Annotated in this window: 15 protein-coding genes; 4 read left to right on the top strand and 11 right to left on the bottom strand. The window is 35.6% G+C overall.

Annotated features, from left to right (window positions below; all coding sequences use genetic code 11):
- Positions 1-15: 15 nt before the first annotated feature.
- Positions 16-1,182, bottom strand: coding sequence for a porin (locus ACTJIP_RS03470; protein ID WP_047387125.1), 1,167 nt, complete (start codon positions 1,180-1,182; stop codon positions 16-18).
- 225 nt (positions 1,183-1,407) lie between these two features.
- Entirely contained in the window at positions 1,408-2,457 is a 1,050-nt protein-coding gene (locus ACTJIP_RS03465) for a linear amide C-N hydrolase (RefSeq protein ID WP_180564390.1), read from the bottom strand.
- Between the two features lie 381 nt (positions 2,458-2,838).
- On the opposite strand from ACTJIP_RS03465, the gene ACTJIP_RS03460 reads away from it, so the two are divergent.
- From ACTJIP_RS03460 to ACTJIP_RS03450, 3 genes are all read left to right on the top strand, one after another.
- Positions 2,839-5,037, top strand: coding sequence for an ATP-binding protein (locus tag ACTJIP_RS03460; RefSeq protein WP_180565758.1), 2,199 nt, complete (start codon positions 2,839-2,841; stop codon positions 5,035-5,037).
- 21 nt (positions 5,038-5,058) lie between these two features.
- Positions 5,059-5,610 carry a biliverdin-producing heme oxygenase gene (locus ACTJIP_RS03455; protein ID WP_077419319.1) on the top strand — a complete coding sequence of 184 codons (552 nt, stop codon included), beginning with the start codon at positions 5,059-5,061 and terminating at the stop codon, positions 5,608-5,610.
- A gap of 117 nt (positions 5,611-5,727) precedes the next feature.
- Positions 5,728-6,654 (top strand): malate dehydrogenase, encoded by a 927-nt coding sequence (locus ACTJIP_RS03450; protein ID WP_045500033.1) that lies wholly within the window; start codon positions 5,728-5,730, stop codon positions 6,652-6,654.
- A gap of 158 nt (positions 6,655-6,812) precedes the next feature.
- Here the strand turns inward: ACTJIP_RS03450 and ACTJIP_RS03445 are convergent, their stop codons facing one another.
- The 7 genes from ACTJIP_RS03445 to ACTJIP_RS03415 all read right to left on the bottom strand — a co-directional run bounded on the left by ACTJIP_RS03445 (position 6,813) and on the right by ACTJIP_RS03415 (position 11,156).
- Entirely contained in the window at positions 6,813-7,730 is a 918-nt protein-coding gene (locus ACTJIP_RS03445; protein ID WP_077419320.1) for an alpha/beta fold hydrolase, read from the bottom strand.
- A gap of 55 nt (positions 7,731-7,785) precedes the next feature.
- Positions 7,786-8,337: a putative glycolipid-binding domain-containing protein gene (locus ACTJIP_RS03440; protein ID WP_180564387.1), complete on the bottom strand. Its 552-nt coding sequence runs from the start codon at positions 8,335-8,337 to the stop codon at positions 7,786-7,788.
- Between the two features lie 24 nt (positions 8,338-8,361).
- A complete protein-coding gene (locus ACTJIP_RS03435) occupies positions 8,362-8,934 on the bottom strand; it encodes a Crp/Fnr family transcriptional regulator (RefSeq protein ID WP_440704120.1) in 573 nt (190 codons plus the stop codon).
- A 123-nt stretch (positions 8,935-9,057) separates the two neighbouring features.
- The gene (locus tag ACTJIP_RS03430; RefSeq protein WP_180564385.1) at positions 9,058-9,291 is read right to left on the bottom strand and encodes a hypothetical protein; all 234 of its coding nucleotides are present in this window, start codon (positions 9,289-9,291) and stop codon (positions 9,058-9,060) included.
- A 113-nt stretch (positions 9,292-9,404) separates the two neighbouring features.
- Positions 9,405-9,941, bottom strand: coding sequence for a GNAT family N-acetyltransferase (locus ACTJIP_RS03425; protein WP_440704119.1), 537 nt, complete (start codon positions 9,939-9,941; stop codon positions 9,405-9,407).
- Positions 9,942-9,957: 16 nt separating this feature from the next.
- Positions 9,958-10,350: a VOC family protein gene (locus tag ACTJIP_RS03420; protein ID WP_440704118.1), complete on the bottom strand. Its 393-nt coding sequence runs from the start codon at positions 10,348-10,350 to the stop codon at positions 9,958-9,960.
- Positions 10,351-10,370: 20 nt separating this feature from the next.
- Positions 10,371-11,156 (bottom strand): hypothetical protein, encoded by a 786-nt coding sequence (locus ACTJIP_RS03415; protein ID WP_440704117.1) that lies wholly within the window; start codon positions 11,154-11,156, stop codon positions 10,371-10,373.
- A 103-nt stretch (positions 11,157-11,259) separates the two neighbouring features.
- Between ACTJIP_RS03415 and pafA the strand changes: the two genes are divergently transcribed.
- A complete protein-coding gene (gene pafA, locus ACTJIP_RS03410) occupies positions 11,260-12,906 on the top strand; it encodes an alkaline phosphatase PafA (RefSeq protein ID WP_440704116.1) in 1,647 nt (548 codons plus the stop codon).
- A gap of 60 nt (positions 12,907-12,966) precedes the next feature.
- Here pafA and ACTJIP_RS03405 read toward each other — a convergent pair whose 3' ends face one another.
- Both ACTJIP_RS03405 and ACTJIP_RS03400 read right to left on the bottom strand, forming a co-directional pair.
- The gene (locus tag ACTJIP_RS03405) at positions 12,967-14,100 is read right to left on the bottom strand and encodes a tetratricopeptide repeat protein (RefSeq protein WP_440704115.1); all 1,134 of its coding nucleotides are present in this window, start codon (positions 14,098-14,100) and stop codon (positions 12,967-12,969) included.
- Entirely contained in the window at positions 14,097-15,725 is a 1,629-nt protein-coding gene (locus tag ACTJIP_RS03400) for a helix-turn-helix domain-containing protein (protein ID WP_077419328.1), read from the bottom strand. Before ACTJIP_RS03400 ends, ACTJIP_RS03405 begins: the two co-directional genes overlap by 4 nt.
- Positions 15,726-15,878 lie beyond the last annotated feature (153 nt).

The following is a 15,878-nucleotide window of genomic DNA, read 5'->3' as shown; positions in this document are numbered from 1 at the left end:
TAACTATTTAATCGTTTAGAATCTACTCTGTACCTGCACAATGAATAGATTGTTATTGTATTGTGATGTATTTTCCACCTGATATTTGTAACGGTCAAACTGAACCCCCAACTGAATTCTTGCACCGTAATTTTTCAAAAATTCCAATCCGAACATAGGAGTGATCGTTTGTCTTGGGTTGGAAGCCATTCTGAAATTGGTATCAAGGTATTCGTACCGGCATGATAATTCAAAAGCACTGAGGTTCTTATGGTTGATCTCATATCTTAAATTCGGAAGAAAATAAGCTCCTCGAATCAGATACTGATCAGGATTATCAGGGCGTAGTTCAGGGGCAATGGAATTGTACAGAACGTGGTTGGTCGCCTGTTTGGCTTCCAGCTGCATATCAAGGCTCCATTTTGGATCAAATTGGATCAGTGAACTCAGATCTACTCCCAGAGCATATACTTTTTTGCTAAAAACTTCCCCGGTACCCGCATTTAGTCCTACGTTAAAATTATATTTTTTGGAGAGTCCAAAAACCAGACGGGTAGAATATTGTTTTCCGTTATCGTTGTCATTGATTTGATTCTTTCCATTTCCGTTGACTACCGAAACAGCATATTGGAAAGGGATTTCTCCTAATTGAAGCTGTCCTGTAGCAGACATTCCGATCTGGAAACTCGTCCAGCCCAGTTTTCCGAATTCAGTATACTGATTGGACCAGTCTAAAGATTTAATAATATCAATAGGGTAAGTTTCTTCGATACCGAACCAAGGTCTGAACTGTCCTACCGTAATTGCTAATTTCGGATTGAAGGTGTACTTCAGATAAGCATTTTCAAGAACTCTGCTTTTAGGATCATTTTTAAAATCGGCAAGGTTGGCCAAAACAACAACTTCTGTACGTTTACTGATCTGTGCCCGTACCTGAATCCTCATGTATTTGAGCATGAAATTATTATCCGTTCCGGAACCATCGGTATGATGGAGTCCGTTGACATCAACATCCTTGGACATCCCCACGAGATAACGTGCCTGAAAAAGGCCTTTGATCTGCAGCTGCGGATATTTTACATTGTCTTCTTCCTGTGGAGGTGGGGTGGTCTTCAGAGAATCCTGATTTTGCGCATAAGCTGATAACCCACAGGCCAGCATGCACAGGATCAGGCTTTTCTTTTTAATCGAAAAAAAGGCCATATCTATTTTTGTTTTTTTATTGTAAACTTTATTTTACCATTACTTTCCTGCATGCACTTAAATGAAAGACAAGTATTTTAAACTATCTGTCAAATCTTTGATTTGGCATCTATCCCGAGGAAAGGAGTGGCTACACATTCAATTATAGTGCTGCATACTTAGGTCTTTTCATCTGCTGAGGGCAGATTGTTTTTGCATAAGCGTAAGCGGTTTGTGGTAAAATATCTATTTTAATCCTAAGAATGTGAACGGTGCAGATTCTTTAAAATTTGCGTTGGATTTACCGTTGTAAGTGTTATTATTACTAAGATCCAGTTTCATTACTTTTCCCTTAGAGCTCAGGTCGAAATCTTTAAGATCTACCCAGAAAGTATTCGGTGTGAAAACCGTTTCAAAATAATACACCAGGTTTTTCTGATCCGAGACAGAACGCCATCTTGTTGAAGAAATATTAGGCTCTGTTGCAGAGGTGATTCCGTAAGGAACGGAACAGTTTCTGATGACACTGAAAACACTGGCCACCGCTGTACGGGTATCGGCAGTCTGCGGAATTGCATTCACATAGTAAGAAGCTCGTACAAAGCGGTCTGCAGCGCGGTTGGTTCCCGGAAGCATAACTGTTCCCGGAATTCCTTTCCAGTAATTGTTAAGGGCCAGCTGTTCTTCAAAAACAGGAGAATTGGTCATTACCGTATAAGATGGATCATGATGAATGACCAGTTTACCGGCAATATACTCAAATACAGCATTGTCTCCTGAAGCATCGGAAATGGAAAGATGGACTGTTGTAAATCTTTCTGTTCCCGGAATATAATCACTTACAATAACAAACGGTTCTTTTCGTGAAAATTCTACTGCTTCTTTTACGGTGGCAAAATTATCGAGATAATATTGTGCCCATAATGATATGGCAAGTCCCTTTTTACTTCCTTTTCCATCGAATTTCGGGTACTGGGATTCTCCTAACCAAAGCAGGTTGGCAACCAGTCCTTTTTCGTTCATTCCGTCTGCTGATGCAATATCCCAGGAAGAGCTGATAAGGCTTCCGTATTTGGAGTTCCATTTTACAGATTTAGAGCCTACCTGCCCGTTGCGGTCTATTCCTTTTGGGAAAACCCACAGGTTCGCAGGGATTTCGTCACGCCAGTCCATAGAACGGGCTGTAATAACGGTATTCTGAGGCCCTTTGTAAACCACTCTTGTGCATGCTTCCGATGGATTCCATAATCCTATAGAGAGGACCAGAGAAAATAAAATTAATGGGAACTTTTTCATAATAGTATTATTTGAATTTAAATTTTGTATTGAATTTATTGTGAATAATTCAATTAATTTTGATCATATTCATTATTTGGTGATATAAATTTAGATAAATTTGTTTAAATAAAATAATTATTAAGGTTAATAATGTGTAAATCATGTTATGAATCATAGTTAAAGCATGATAATTGGATTATTGGATATTTTTTTGTATATTTTAGATATATGACATTAAAAGTGGGAAAAAATGAAGAATATTTTAATGTGTTTTTCGGCCTTTTTTTAAACTGATTTTTCTCTTGAACATTTGATAGACTGAAGTTTAAAATCTACGTACCACAAAATAGGAAGCTGTTCCAAAAAACGTTATATTTGATAGATAGACTGAAGAGATATATGAATTTTATAGAATGCCATGAAGAACCTATCCATATTCCGGGTTCTATACAAAGTTTTGGTTATTTGATTGGCATTGATGCGGAATCCCGTACCATTACTTTTTTTAGCAGGAATATTTCGGATATATTTAAAATCGGGAGTTCAGAGGAACTGTTCGGAAGGCAGCTTACTGACTTTCCGGAAAGTTTTCAAAGCATTATTGATTCAGAAATCTATACTTCATTGGATAAGTTTACCAGACGGAAGAATGAAACTTATTTTGATAAGATTTTTATTGGTGATACAGAGTACCATTTTTCTGTTTTCAGAAGTGAACTTTATATTTTTATGGAGTTTGAAGAAGTCCTGATTAACCCCAATAAACGAATTTCGAATAAATACGATAATTTTTATATCATCGATAATGAAAAGGAGCTCTGGAATCATCTTCTGGAAACCCTGTCGAAGGTGGTAAACTATGACCGGATGATGGTCTACAAATTTATGATGGATGGTTCAGGAAAAGTAATCGCCGAAAAGAAAAATGAGAATATGGAAAGCTTTCTGGGACTTCATTATCCGGAATCCGATATTCCAAAACAGGCACGCGATCTTTATCTGAAAAAAAGAAAAAGAATCTTCAGCAATGTATATGCAGATACGGTTCCTATTTTAAGCAGGAGCCCTGAAAAGATTGACCTTACTTACTCAGCATCCAGAGGTATGTCACCCGTTCACGGGCAGTATCTTAAAAATGCAGGCGCTGCTTCAAGCTTCAGTGTTTCCATTATTATTGATGATCATCTTTGGGGATTGGTAACCTGCCAGAATGTAGAACCTAAGCATATTGACCTTGAGGACAGGGTACAGGCAGGAATTTTTACAGCTTTGGCTGCTAATGCTTATTCATCTTTTAAATCCAAGAGTGAACTGAACTACCGTTTGGAACTGAATGAGAAAGTGTCTCAGCTTAAAACGGAGTTTTTAAAACATAATAACCTGTTCGACTCTCTTATTGAGTGTAAGACAGAGATCAGAAATCTGCCTGAGGCAGATGGGCTTGCCATTGTTTCGGATGAGAGTATCATAACAGATGGTAAAACTCCCAATCCGGAAAGTATCAACAGAATTGTCCAATGGGCACTGGGGAATACAAATGAGAGAATCTATGTAAGCCGTAACTTTCTTAAAGAGCACGGTGATGAACTGGATCTGTCTGACAATGCTGCAGGTATCGTTATTTATTTTATAGAAAAGGAGAAAAATGAAATGCTGATCTGGTTCCGGAAAGAGTTTGATGAACACATCAACTGGGCAGGGAATCCTGAGAAAAAGATAAGTGTCTTTTCTCAAAACGGAGAAGAAAAGCAGATGATATCACCTAGAACCTCCTTCCGTATTTTTACAGAAAATATCAAAGGAAATTCTAAAAGATGGAATTCCAGAAATGTGAGTGCTGTACAGGCGGTAAGAGATTTGATTTTAGAAACCTCACACAAAAATTATAATGCAATCAAAAGGCTTAATGATGAGCTGAAAAAGGTAAATGATGAACTTGACAGTTTTTCTTATACCATTTCGCATGACCTGGGAACGCCTCTTACGGTAATGAAACTGAATGCACAAATGCTTTTGGGAAATCTTGCTGATGATTCTATAAAAAGCAAAAACAAGATCAATACGATTATTGAGGAAATAGATAATATGGCGGAAATGATGCATGATGTACTGCAGCTCAGCCGCGCCAAGCATAGTGAAATACAGCTTGAAAGCCTGAAAACGGCTCATACTATTGAAAAAATATCTCAAAATGCCAAGATGACCTATGGCAGTCCAAATAGTGAAATCATCATTAAGGAATGTCCGGATGTACTGGCTGATAAAACAATGCTTCATCAGGTGTTCCTGAATATTATCAATAATGCCGTGAAATATTCTTCCCACAAAGAGCTTCCGAAAGTGGAAATTGAAGGGAGAGAAGATGGCCAGACTATTATTTACAGAGTTTCCGACAATGGAATCGGTATTCCTGAGGAGGAAAAACATAAGATGTTTAAAATCTTCAACAGGATGGATAATGCGAAGAAATTTAAAGGAAACGGAGTAGGGCTGTCCATTGTACACCGTATCATGAAAAGGATAGGAGGAAATGTGGATTATGAAAGCAGCAGTGAAGGAACTTCCTTTATTTTAACGTTCAAAAAGCCTTATATTTGAGAAACTTTTAAAACGTTATTTATGGTATCAGAATATCTTAAACAGAATACGGCAGATTATCACGATGCAGCAGAGAAACTTTTTAATTCTGAAAAGATTTTTAACAAAACTTTCACCTTAGAGGATTATAAAAAAATCATCCATACCAATTACCTGATGCTTCTTCACAGTGAAGACAAAATATTCAGCAGTCTTTCCGGGAAATATGCAGAGAAACTTCAGCTTGATGCAAGAAAAAAGCTTTCACTTATTGAAAAAGATCTGAAAAGCCTTTCTCTGGAAAATCAGGAAGTATCTCATAACCTGGAGTTCAATAACGAGCATGAAGCGCTAGGAGCTATGTATGTGATTGAAGGTTCTACCCTTGGTGGGAACGTAATTGCCAAACAGCTTTCCAAAACGGAAGGTTTTGATGAGGTTACATTCAACTTTTTCGGGTGTTATCAGGAAAATACAGGACCTATGTGGAAAAATTTTAAAGAAGTTCTGGATATGGAGGTAGCTGAAGAAAACTACAAAGAAGTGCTTTCTGGTGCGAAAAAGCTGTACACGTTTTTACTGAACGTCAACTAATTTATTTTAATTCTAATTAAATTCCTGAAAAATTGCGCATTTTTTCAGGAATTGTTAAATTTGGGGAGTTTCAAATTTAAACTTAACTAACAAAAATAATTTTTAAAAAGTAACAATATGAAAGTAACTGTAGTAGGTGCAGGCGCTGTAGGAGCAAGCTGTGCGGAATACATCGCAATGAAGAACTTCTGTTCAGAAGTAGTTTTGGTAGACATTAAAGAAGGGTTTGCTGAAGGGAAAGCAATGGATTTGATGCAGACAGCATCTCTTAACGGATTTGATACAAAAATTACGGGTACAACAGGAGATTACAGCAAAACTGCAGGTTCTCATGTAGCAGTAATCACTTCAGGAATTCCTAGAAAACCTGGAATGACAAGAGAAGAATTGATCGGTATCAATGCTGGTATCGTGAAAGAAGTTACTGAAAACTTAGTAAAACATTCTCCGGAAGTAATCATCATCGTGGTTTCTAACCCAATGGATACTATGGCTTACCTTGTTCACAAGACTTCAGGTCTTCCTAAGCACAAAATCATCGGAATGGGTGGTGCATTAGACTCTGCAAGATTCAAATACAGATTGGCTGAAGCATTAGAAGCTCCAATTTCTGATGTTGACGGTATGGTAATTGCTGCTCACAGTGATACAGGTATGCTTCCGTTATTGAGCAAAGCTACAAGAAACGGTGTTCCTGTAACTGAATTCTTAAGTGAAGATCAACAAAAATATGTAATTGAAGAAACTAAAGTAGGAGGAGCTACTCTTACGAAATTATTAGGAACTTCAGCTTGGTATGCTCCAGGTGCAGCAGTTTCTGTAATGGTTCAGGCGATTGCATGTGACCAGAAGAAAATGATCCCTTGTTCTTTAATGCTTGAAGGAGAATACGGTCAAAATGATATCTGCCTTGGTGTTCCAGCAATCATTGGAGCAAATGGAGTAGAATCAATTGTAAACGTAACATTGACTGCTGAAGAGCAATTGAAATTCGCTGAAGCTGCTAATGCAGTAAGAGAAGTGAATGGAGATCTTAAATTTTAATGATTGCCTGCTTTTAATCAGGAATTAAAATAGATAAAACCCGGCTGTTTCATTTGAAACAGCCGGGTTTGTTTTTAATCTTTGAATATTGATTAAGTTTTTGTCGCGGCCGGAGGCCGCGACAAAAACTTAATATCTGTAAAATAGTCAATACAATATCACTTTGCAGTATTCACAAACTGACTGACAGCATTCACAAATTCTTTATTTTTTTCATAGTACAAAAGATGCCCGCCATCAATAGAAACTATTTTCTGATTGGGAAAACTAAATGTTTTATAGTGCTGGGTTCCTACTGCTTTATCTTTTTTTCCGGTAATAATCAATACAGGAACATGAATATCTTTTGTGATAGGAGCGTAATCGGCATAATATTCCGGGAAATCTTTAGGTTTTGAGATGACTGCCATTCCAAAGTCGATAATTCGGGGATGAAGAGAGTCAATCTTATCAGACTCTTTTATAGTTTCAATATCTTCGGTCAGAAATTTATATCCGATTCTTTTTTTCCTTAACGCACTGCTGATTTTTGAAAGTTCTGATGAAAGACTGTCTTTAGAAACAGCCCTGGTTTTTGTATGTAAAAGACTGTTCCCATATTCAATCTGTTCTTTGACTGATTCATCATTCAGGAAATGTAAGGTAACATTCGCCAGAATGAGTCCTTTCGTGTGCTGAGGATATTTTTTTGCATAATTGACAGCAATGATTCCCCCAAAGGAGTGGGCCAGCAGAAAGATTTTTTTCAAATGGAGATGTTGTCTCATTTCTTCTATATCCTGAACCATTTTATCGAGATGATAGTTTTCCGAAGTGCCGGATGCGCCGGAACCCCGCTGATCCATATAAACCATCTGCATGCTTTTTTCCAGATTATTCCCTCCCATCAGTTCAAAAGAGGGATAGCCCTGCCCGGGACCTCCGGGAACATAGAAACAGGCTTCTCCTTTTCCGGAGACTTTGTATTTGATCTTTACATGATCTGAAGTTTCATAAAAACCTTCAGAATGATGATTCTGAGCTGAAACGACAGCCAGAGATATGAACAAAAAGAGTAGGAAAGAAATTGTTTTCATATAGTAATAACAATTGTAAAGGGATGTTTATTACTAAGATTAAAAAATTATGAGATTAGAGTTCAGCGATTTTCTCAAATAATTCTGGATAGCTAATGACTAATCCCATTTCATCGACTGAAATTTCAGCTTTAAAATCATTTTCAATATTTTCATACAGATATTTATGGGATGCTGTCCTTGTATATTCTTGTTGAACAGGTCTGATTTGCTGATTTAATATATCAATATAAAGAACATCAATTTTTTGAGAAATACTTTCCTGCAGTTTTAAATTGTTGATCGGTAAAGTATTGGTAAATGGAGTGAGGGAAATATCTATAAACTCACAACCATTGAGTTCAGGGCTTATGGTATTGTTGATTTCCCATTGATCCTGTATTCTTTTTCCTGCAAGTTTGCTTTTAATAGTATTGATCTCGGATTCGATCAAAAAATCCTGAACAATCCAGTTTTTATCAATAAGAATGCTGTAGTTTACAGCAAAGATTTTATCTTCATAGCAACCAATGATTTTTGATTCTGCAGTATAGCTTTTATCATCAGATAGTAAATTAAAATATTCAAGAGATTGGTAAAGAATTCCCTGCCAGATTAGTGTTTTCATATATATAGTTTTGGATGTAATGTATTAACGGGTAATTCTTCGTTTCCGGATTCTGCTTAATGTTTCTCTTGCTACTCCAAGAAATGAAGCCAGCTGAGTGAGCGAGATACGTTGCAGCATTTCCGGATGCTTGGATTCAATATATTCCAGTCTTTGTTTTGCTGTATAAAGTTTGAACAGATTTGAAAATTCTTCTTGTCTGGATGCAAACTGGCGAATACAATGGCGTCCTAAAGTTTCAATTTCGGGTGCATTTCTGGCTGCTTCAAATAGTTTTGTTTTATCAAAAATAACAACATGCAGGTCTTCACAAGCGATGATATTAAATTCAGATTTTTGACCGCTTCCAAAGCTGCTGATATTGGTGACGATTTCATTTTCAAAGAAAAATCCAGTGTTTTTAATATCTCCGTCTATTTCATAATAGCTTTTGCAAAACCCATTATCGATATAAAATAAAGTGTTGCAGACTTCATCTTTCTGTAACATCAGTTCATTTTTCCTGTAATTCCTTTCCGATAGAGCAGGTTGAAGTATTTCCCAGCTTTTGTCCGAAAATGGAGTGAGTAATCTGATATATTTCAGAAGATTTTCCATGATATTGAGAAATTCTGTTTTTTGCGAAATTAATGAAATTGCCGGAGATTATACCTTAGCAACAGGTCATAAAAAAGAGCGGTAAAAACCGCCCTCAACAAAATTTTATCTAACAAGAATATTTTACATATAAACGCATCCGCATCCTGTTTCCCATTCCTGGCAAAGACGCATTGGTTCATTACATCCAGGGTTGCCACCGCCGCCGCCGGAAACTCTGTAGCAGGTTCCATCACTGCAATAGTAAGAGCCTATTGTTGGTGGGCAATTGCCATCCATATCACATAATGCATAAGGAGTGTCACCACCACTGATCATCACAAGCTGATTTCTCTTTAATTTTTTTAAATTTTTCATAGTAATCATGTTTTAATTTGTTGGTAACTAATGTATAAAATTTTTAACACACCAGCAAGTGTTTTAATTAATAGGGATGTAGATTTTAAGATAGTATTTATTTTATCATAGATTTAATCAAGGTCTAAGGTCATAAAAAGAGCAATTTCTTCTGCATTTTCATACAGTCTTGTGTTCAGTCCGGTAATATTGAATCCCATTCTTCTGTAAAACTGGATGGCTGGATAATTTGTGTTTTGTGTTTCCAGTTCAATCACCCTGCAGTTTAGTTTCCTTGCCTGTTTAAGAGCACTTTTAATCAGCATAATGCCAATTCCCTGTCGTCTGTGTTTTTCATCGATCAGGATGTTTTCAATATAAAAACTGTTGTTCCATGTCCTGTGTTCACAGATGATCCAGCCTGTAAGTTGTTCATCTGCAAAAGCACCAAAAGAATTTCCTTGTTCGATAAAGGCATTGAGTTCTTCCAAATCTTCAGAAGTTGTTTCCCATATTTTGTTGTAAGGGAAAGATTTTTCTTTTAAGTTAAACTCAAAAGAACCTCCAAATTCAATCGAAGAAACAGAATATATTATTTCCGTTGTATAGCCATTATGCCCCCAGTGTAAGCTTGGGTTGGATTCTAATTTTTGTAATTTTTTTATTTCCACATCAGATATTTTAAGCTTATTGAATTTCAGTACAGATTTCTATCAGATAATTATCAAGATCTTTGATGTAAGCTGTTTTTTGCCCCCAGGGTTTTACCGCAATATCTTCATAAAGAACAGCCCCGTTTTTTATTGCTTTTTCTACTAAGGCTTCTACGTTATCTGTGGTAAACCCCAGTTTTATTCCGAAAGGTTTATCTTCCGTTTTTGAAGTTAAAAAACCTTTTTTAATATTTGAACCTGCAAGGTTAACAGAGGCAAATGATAGCGTAGTTTCTCCGGTCAGGAGTTCTCCATAATCTTTTTCCGGGGTGATGAATTTTATTTCAGAATCAAAAGTATTTTTATAAAAATTAATAGATTGTTCTACATTTTCCACGTACAGAATGACATATTTGAATTTAATCATAATATTGAATTAAAATGGTTTTATTTTTTGTGTATAATATATTTTTCATCCACCATAAGTATGGTATGAGGGCCATGTAAAGGATATTCTTTGAAGCTTCCGAAATGACCGAAATGAAGAGGGTATTTCTGGGCAAGCTGCCGAACTTTGCTTCCAAAGGAATTGATATCCACCTTTTGGATATTCTCTTTTTTCTGCCTACCATTGCTGAAAAAAAGCATCAAATTACAATGATCATTAAAATTGAAATCATTATAGTAGAAGACATTGAGATTTTCTTCCTGGCAAATCTGCACTAAGTCATTAATAAGATTTTGTTTATGCTGTGCAGGAAGGTTGCAGTCAATTCTGACCATATAATTTTCAGCATTACTTTTTTTTAAATCTGAACCCACCATCTGAATAAACCGGTGTTCAATATTTTTGAAAGCTTCTCTTTTCGGAGGATAGCTTTTACTGGATTGAATAGTAAAGGGAATGCCTGAATTTAGTAATAGAGCATTTTCACAAATCAATAATTTTTCAATTTCTGTTACAAACTGAAAATGAAAGTCAAAAAGCTGATAATCTCCAATAGTAATGATCAGTTGATTTTCATTGATGTTTACCTGTAAATGTGTCTGTCTGAAGTTTGCTTTCAGTTTTTCCAACTTTATGAGGAAATCATTTGTGTTTTCAATCTGAACTTTCGCTGCCAGTTCAGCAGGAGTATCGGCATGTCCACCAAATCCCGGATAAAATTTGAAAAACGTAAAGTCATATAGATGATCCGGAAATTTGAAATACCAGTATACGCCTAAAATCATAGAAGGTTGATTGATGAATTGTACAATAATCAAAATTAAATAAAATTTCACACTCCAAAACTTTCAAAACCCTTAAATTTGTAGGCAATAAAAATTTACTTGGATGCTTAGGAACATTTCAATTGCGGCAGCTACATTATTGTCCGTAGTTACAATCAATGCGCAGAAGAACAGAAATACTCAACTGGAAAGACCCAAATTAGTCGTTGGTCTGGTAGTAGACCAGATGCGTTGGGACTATTTATACCGTTTTTATGGTAAGTATGGGAATGACGGTTTTAAGAGACTTTTGAATACAGGATACTCTTTGAATAACGTACACATTCCTTATGTGCCTACCATTACAGCTTTGGGACACACTTGTATCTATACAGGATCTGTACCGGCAATTCATGGGATTGCAGGAAACGACTGGACAGATAAAGAGACCGGAGAAGGGGTTTACTGTACTGCAGATGAGAGCGTTCAGCCAGTAGGAACAACCAATACAAAAATCGGAAGCCACTCACCAAAAAATCTTTGGTCTACTACAGTAACTGACGAATTGAGACTGGCGACCAACTTCCAGGGAAAAGTAGTGGGTGTTTCTTTGAAAGACCGTGCTTCTATTCTTCCTGCAGGGCACACTCCAAACGGAGCTTTCTGGTTTGATGACAGCACAGGAAATTTCATTACCAGCACATGGTATATGAATGACCTGCCTCAATGGGTAAAATCATTCAATTCTCAGAATCTTCCTGAAAAATTAGTAGCAAACGGTTGGAATACCTTACTTCCGATCAACCAATATACAGAAAGTGCACCGGACAACTCTTCATGGGAAGGGCTGCTGGGAAGCGCAAAAACACCTACATTCCCTTACAGCAACTTAGCAAAGGATTATCAGACTAAAAAAGATAATATCCGTTATACTCCTTTCGGAAACACATTGACATTGAAGTTGGCAGAAGCTTCTGTAGAGGGTGAAAAACTGGGTGGAGATAATATTACAGACTTTTTAGCTATCAACCTTGCTTCTACAGATTATGCGGGACATAAATTCGGACCAAATTCTATTGAAGTAGAAGATGTTTATATCAGATTAGACCAGGATTTAGCTGAATTCTTCAATTATTTAGATTCAAAAGTAGGAAAAGGAGAATACACTGTTTTCCTTTCTGCAGACCATGGTGGAGCGCATTCTGTAGGATTTCTTAAAGAACATAAAATTCCTACAGGTTTCTTCGGAGAAGATGCTGAAAAAAATCTGAACCAAAAGCTAAAAGATAAATTCGGAGCAGATAAACTGATCAATGCGATTGATAACTATCAGATTTATTTCGACAGAAAAGTATTGGCAGACAGCAAACTTGAATTGGATGATGTAAGAAACTTTGCAGTAAAAGAAATTGAGAAAGATCCTACTGTTTTATATGCTGTTTCTGTAGATAAAGTTCAGGAGTCAAGCATTCCGGAGCCCATCAAACAAAGAATTATCAACGGAATCAACAGACAGAGAAGCGGAGATATTCAGTTGATTTCTCATGATTCTATGCTTCCTCCATATTCTAAAACAGGAACTACACACAGTGTATGGAACTCTTATGATTCACATATTCCATTGATCTTTATGGGATGGGGAGTGAAGCAGGGAGAAAGCAATAAAGAATATCACATGACTGATATTGCTCCTACGGTATCTTCTTTACTGAAAATTCAGTTCCCAAGTGGAAATGTAGGAAATCCAATTACAGAAGTTATCGGTAGATAAGCTGAAATTATACATTATAAAAAAGCATTCCAAACTGGAATGCTTTTTTGTTTTCATAGCTTATGATGTTCTTATCATTTGCTGTATCTCTTTATGAAAATTCTTATTCTGTTTTCTGATTTTTATAATAGAATATAAAAGGATAACTATAAAAATACATCCCAGCAGTACAGAGCCAATTTTAATATAACGATAATAGGATTTCAGTTTTTCACTTTTTAAAGAGGTTTCCTTATTATGATTGTCAATGACCTGGTTAATGGATTTCAGTTCATTTTGTTTTCTTTTAAAGCGCATTTCCAGGTATTTTTTATTATACTGCTGGTAAAGATTCTGTTGTCCCATGGCAAGATGATTTTCTGCCAATTCCTTGTAGATTCCTTCATTCAGGGTGATATCTCCTATATTTTTACAAAGATTTTCTGCTTTTAACAAAAGGTTTATAGCAGGTTGATTTTCATGTTTTTTCTTGTGTATTTCGGCAATTCCTTTTAAGGCAAAAGCTTCCAGACTTTTAGAATAATTCTTGCGGGCATAGTTTAAAGATTCCACAAAAGCTTCCTGTGCTTTATCAATTTGATTGAGATTAAGATAACAATACCCGATATTGTATAAGACCACACTCATGTTGGAATTGGTAGTTTTCTTTACAGGTACTTTTTCAAAATTCTGGATTGAAATTAAAAACTTTTCCAATGCAATTTCTGAGTTGGACTGGCTCTTGTAAATCATTCCTCTTATGGCATAGCTTGTAGCGGTTTCAACATATTTCAAGGGATTTTTGTCCGGGATTTTAGCAATATATTGGTCCGCTTCATTCAGCGTTTCAAGGCTCTTGCTGAAAAGTTCCATCTGCTGATATTGTATTGCGACAGAGATAAGAACTTCTGCATGACTCCAGGGATCATTGGTTTTCTGGGAAAGTTCCTTTGCCTTCATAATATATCTTAATGATTCCTCAAAGTTTCTTTTGGCAATATGAGCTGTGGAAAGAAGCTTATAAAGTTGGATAGAAGTTTTGACATCATAAGATTTCTTTAACAGCCGTTCCCCAATTTTAATTGTATTATCAGGATTGTCATAAATTTCAAGCCTGGCCTTTTTTATTAAGACACTATCCGGTGTCTTTTGAGCCTTTGTGAAAATACAAAAGGATACCAGGAGCAGTGGCCATATTTTTAAAAGTGATTTCATACGGTTTTGGTTTTACTGATTTCCTGAATATAGGCATTGGGAGACATTCCGGTGACGGATTTGAAAACGGTTGTAAAGGCACTGTGTGATGAGAACCCTGAATATTCTGCAAGATAGCTTACTTTATAATTAAGAAAAGTGGAATCATTCCTTAATAGCTGTACAATATGATTGATCCTTAGTTTGTTAATGTATCCATTGAAATTTTTCTCTTTGTTGTTGATGACTTCAGAAAGGTATTTTGTATTAATTTCCATTTGAGAGGAAAGCATAGATAAGGACATATTTTTATTCAGATATCCGTTGGATTTTTCAAACTCTTCAAGTTTTTGAAGGATTTCATCTTCTTTTTCCCTCGATATTTTGTTGAAACCGGCATCTTTTGCTGTTGCAGAAGCTTTATTTAATAAAATGGGTTGAGGTTTCTCATTGCTCTGTTTTTTAAAGAAATCAAACTGCTTTTTTAAATCTTTATTTTTGCTTTTAATAATTAAAAAATAGATGGACAGGCCAATAATAATCAGGAATAGAATGAGAGCCAGAGGTAAGAAGGACCTAAGGAACATCAGTTTTTGAAATTCAATATTTTTATTCTGATTGGTTTCAACAAGTTTTACAATATATCGTATTCCTTCTTTCGAGCTTGCATCGGTTTTTGTTTTTAAATCATTATAGAGTTTATTGTATTGATGATATTTTACATCATCATGAAGTGCGTAATAGTTGCGGGATAATGATTCGTAAATTTTAATTTTTAAATTATTAAAAGACAGATCTTCAATCAAAAAGAGTCCAACTTCCAGTTTCTCAACAGATGTTGTGTAATCCTGTTTCAAAAAATAATATTGGGACAGATTCTCATACGCTAAACCTAAAAGAAATGGTTGATTTGTCTGGTGTTCAAGATCAGAAATAATATTTTCTATAAGCGCTTTATATTCAACAAGTCTATTTTGTTTTAGGAGATAAGAAGAACGGAAAATTCTGTTTTCCATTTTTAATATTCTGTTTTCTTCATTATGATCGCTGAGGTACTGATTACTTTTATCAAGGTTTTTGAATGCTGCAGGATAATCTCTATTGATTCCTGAGTTCAAAGCTTGCAGTTGGTACAGCTTTGCTGTGGTTATTCGTAATGCGGCATCATTACTTTTAAGAAGCTTTTGATCAGATAAAAGATGGGTAATAATTCTTTTTGACTGATTGTACAGACTCAGATTTTGGTATTGGTCAGCAAGATTATAATCACTGAAAACCTGCATAAAATAAGAAAGTTCATTTTTCGGATCGGCATCTTCTTTCTGCGCAAAAATATTCACAGATTGTATGTAATCGCCTTTCATAGCAAAAGCCTGTGAAATAATGTTTTGCAGTACAATTTTATGCTCTGTATTCTGATCACTTACGAGGATTCCCTGAGTATAGCTGATGCATTCGTCAGAATTCTGATACAATTTCAGAAATGCCTTATCTGCCAAAATATTAAAGTCCGGACCTGACTGTCCACTGGTAATAAAAGAACAGCAAATGAAAATAAACAGTAATATTTTTCTGCTATTTTGAAATAATTTTTGTCTTGATAGTTTGTTTTTTGTGCTTTTTTGAATAGTTCGGGTAAAATCCATATTCAAAATGATGTTTTGTATCTAATTGATTATTATTTGTTTAAAAATTAAACTCTTTTAAAATTCACGAATTATGAAAGTCTATTTCTTTGGATAGGGTAAATATTGTATTAATATTGTTTTCACCAATTCGGAACGCTAAATATAATAAAA

The sequence above is a fragment of the Chryseobacterium sp. 22543 genome (assembly GCF_052044565.1).
Classification (GTDB): Bacteria; Bacteroidota; Bacteroidia; order Flavobacteriales; family Weeksellaceae; genus Chryseobacterium.
The sequence above is the reverse complement of the archived record's forward strand: the minus strand, read 5'-3'. Positions and strand labels throughout refer to the sequence as shown.

Excerpts from the sequence above, each read along its gene's own strand:
- ACTJIP_RS03470 (WP_047387125.1), bottom strand. The coding sequence starts at position 1,182 with ATGGCCTTTTTTTCGATTAAAAAGAAAAGCCTGATCCTGTGCATGCTG.
- ACTJIP_RS03465 (WP_180564390.1), bottom strand. The coding sequence starts at position 2,457 with ATGAAAAAGTTCCCATTAATTTTATTTTCTCTGGTCCTCTCTATAGGA.
- ACTJIP_RS03460 (WP_180565758.1), top strand. The coding sequence starts at position 2,839 with ATGAATTTTATAGAATGCCATGAAGAACCTATCCATATTCCGGGTTCT.
- ACTJIP_RS03455 (WP_077419319.1), top strand. The coding sequence starts at position 5,059 with ATGGTATCAGAATATCTTAAACAGAATACGGCAGATTATCACGATGCA.
- ACTJIP_RS03450 (WP_045500033.1), top strand. The coding sequence starts at position 5,728 with ATGAAAGTAACTGTAGTAGGTGCAGGCGCTGTAGGAGCAAGCTGTGCG.
- ACTJIP_RS03445 (WP_077419320.1), bottom strand. The coding sequence starts at position 7,730 with ATGAAAACAATTTCTTTCCTACTCTTTTTGTTCATATCTCTGGCTGTC.
- ACTJIP_RS03440 (WP_180564387.1), bottom strand. The coding sequence starts at position 8,337 with ATGAAAACACTAATCTGGCAGGGAATTCTTTACCAATCTCTTGAATAT.
- ACTJIP_RS03435 (WP_440704120.1), bottom strand. The coding sequence starts at position 8,934 with ATGGAAAATCTTCTGAAATATATCAGATTACTCACTCCATTTTCGGAC.
- ACTJIP_RS03430 (WP_180564385.1), bottom strand. The coding sequence starts at position 9,291 with ATGAAAAATTTAAAAAAATTAAAGAGAAATCAGCTTGTGATGATCAGT.
- ACTJIP_RS03420 (WP_440704118.1), bottom strand. The coding sequence starts at position 10,350 with ATGATTAAATTCAAATATGTCATTCTGTACGTGGAAAATGTAGAACAA.
- ACTJIP_RS03415 (WP_440704117.1), bottom strand. The coding sequence starts at position 11,156 with ATGATTTTAGGCGTATACTGGTATTTCAAATTTCCGGATCATCTATAT.
- pafA (WP_440704116.1), top strand. The coding sequence starts at position 11,260 with ATGCTTAGGAACATTTCAATTGCGGCAGCTACATTATTGTCCGTAGTT.
- ACTJIP_RS03405 (WP_440704115.1), bottom strand. The coding sequence starts at position 14,100 with ATGAAATCACTTTTAAAAATATGGCCACTGCTCCTGGTATCCTTTTGT.
- ACTJIP_RS03400 (WP_077419328.1), bottom strand. The coding sequence starts at position 15,725 with ATGGATTTTACCCGAACTATTCAAAAAAGCACAAAAAACAAACTATCA.